The sequence below is a fragment of the uncultured Succinivibrio sp. genome (genome assembly GCF_902756765.1).
Taxonomy (GTDB): domain Bacteria; phylum Pseudomonadota; class Gammaproteobacteria; order Enterobacterales; family Succinivibrionaceae; genus Succinivibrio.
Map to the genome: position 1 here is coordinate 1 of NZ_CACVSS010000190.1, position 2,106 is coordinate 2,106.

1 protein-coding gene is annotated in these 2,106 nt (G+C 40.4%); it reads left to right on the forward strand.

Going from position 1 to position 2,106, the window contains the following annotated elements; genetic code table 11:
* Nucleotides 1-97 precede the first annotated feature (97 nt).
* The coding region (locus QZU45_RS12275) for an IS1634 family transposase (protein WP_295355700.1) at nucleotides 98-2,106 on the forward strand (2,009 nt) is incomplete at its 3' end.

The window sequence follows — 2,106 nt, forward strand, 5'->3', positions numbered from 1 at the left end:
TTTTGTGACCTGATTATCTGTTTTAATAATGCACGTATATTACACCTTGCATATATGTTATAATATCTGTTAAGAATTAGGCTCATGAGGTGTTTGTATGTATCTGGAAAAATTCAAAAGCGGTAAGAATACCTATATCAGATTGGTGGAATGCTATCGTGATCCTAATACCAAAACCAATCGTAAGAAGGTTATTAAGAATTATGGTAATTATGAAAAGCTTAAAGAGCAGTCTCCAGAGGTTTTAAGAGAGCTTGAGGAGAAGTACTCCAATGTTAAAGCTAAGGAAGCCCTGGCCCGCAATGACAACTTTGAGCGTCTGGTTAATTCTCTTTCTGCCGGAGTCGGAGACAGTGAGGAAAGCCTGCTGCTGAATTATTCAAGCCTAATCCTTAATCCTCTCTGGAGAGATTCTCTTGGTATGACCGAGTTTTTCAGATATCTGAAAACCAGAAATGATACCGATATTCAGTTTGATGCCTCTAAGCTTACCTATTATCTGGCAGTGCAGAAAATGGTTGAGCCTCAGTCTCACTTTCATGCCTACAGTTCTTTATCCTCATATGTTGGTACAGGCATTACTGAACTGGAGCTATCCTCTCTGTACAGATGTCTTGATTATCTGTATGCCAATAAGGAATCAATTCTGGCTCACATCAACAGAAAGGTAGAAGGACTCTATCCCCGTCAGAATTCTCTGCTTTTCTACGATACCACCAACTGCTATTTTGAGACACCTCTGGATGATGAGCAGACTTTTACCCGTTATGCTAAACAGGACTTCTGTGAACTTTTAAGAGATGAAGGTTATGAGGTTGCACCTGATGAGGTGGCTGCTCTTCTGGAAAAAGAGCCTTCCCTTATCGAAATCTATGAGAAGTGTCGAGAGGAATATGGTGAGGCAATTAGAATGAGAGGTCTTAGCAAAGAGCTTCATTATGATTTACCAATGGTCTCAGTAGCACTGGTCATTGACAGTAACGCTTTTCCAGTGGACTTTATGGTCTTTGCAGGAAATAAGTCTGAAAAAACAAACTTGGTTAACTCAATAGACCGCCTCAAGAGCACCTACAACATTACTGAGTCCATCATTGTTGCAGATTCTGGTCTGAACTCTGTACCAAACATGTATATGCTGCTAAAGAACGGCTTCGGTTATGCCCTCTCTAAATCAGCTCTATCTCTTCCAAAGAAGATGGAAGCAGATATAACCGACCTGAGCAAATACCCTGAAAAAACTGATGCCAAGGGTAATCCTCTGAATTATATGTACAGGATCATTGACTATCCACAGAAGTACAAAATCATTGACGAGGAGCATCCAGAAAACTCTCCTGTGACCGTAGTAATTCAAAATAAGATGCTGCTTACCTTCAGCAAGAAAAGACAGCAGCACGATCTCGCAGTCCTTGAGGAAAAGTTTGGTAAAGCCAGAAAGGCAGTTGCAGATGGAGATAAAATCAAGACCGTAAATAAAGGCTTCTCCTCTTTTTTAAGTGCTGATATTGATACCAAAAAGCTGATAGCCAAAAAGATCAAAATGAAGCTTATTGAAAAACACAGAAAACGTGCCGGCTTCGCAGCTGTAATTTACCATGATGTACCAACTAAGGAAGAGCTGATCTGGCTTCAGTCTCCTAAGGAGGAGACAAAACCTGAGCAGGGTATAGTCGGCAGAAACGGCCTTGATAATGTTGATATGTCCAATGTTTATCATCACCTGGTACAGATTGAAAGATGTTTCAGAATCATGAAGTCTAACTTCTCAATCAGACCAATGTTTGTTAGAACAGAAGCTCATATCAATGCTCATGTCCTAATCTGCATTATCTCTCTGATTATGCTGAGACTGATTCAGAAGAAACTCGAGGAAAAAGGGATCCATCTGTCAGAGAATGCAATCTGCTCTGGCCTGAACGATGCCAGGCTGTCCTACACAGTGAGAAACAATATCAACGTTTATGAGAAACTAACTCTCCGCAGACTGGATGTATCAACCACAGGAAAGGTTAATGGATACAAGATGAATGTGACTGACTTGCTTACCGAAGTAATAGATGGAGGTAAACTGAACCACTATAATTCCGATGAAGATTTAAGAAAGGT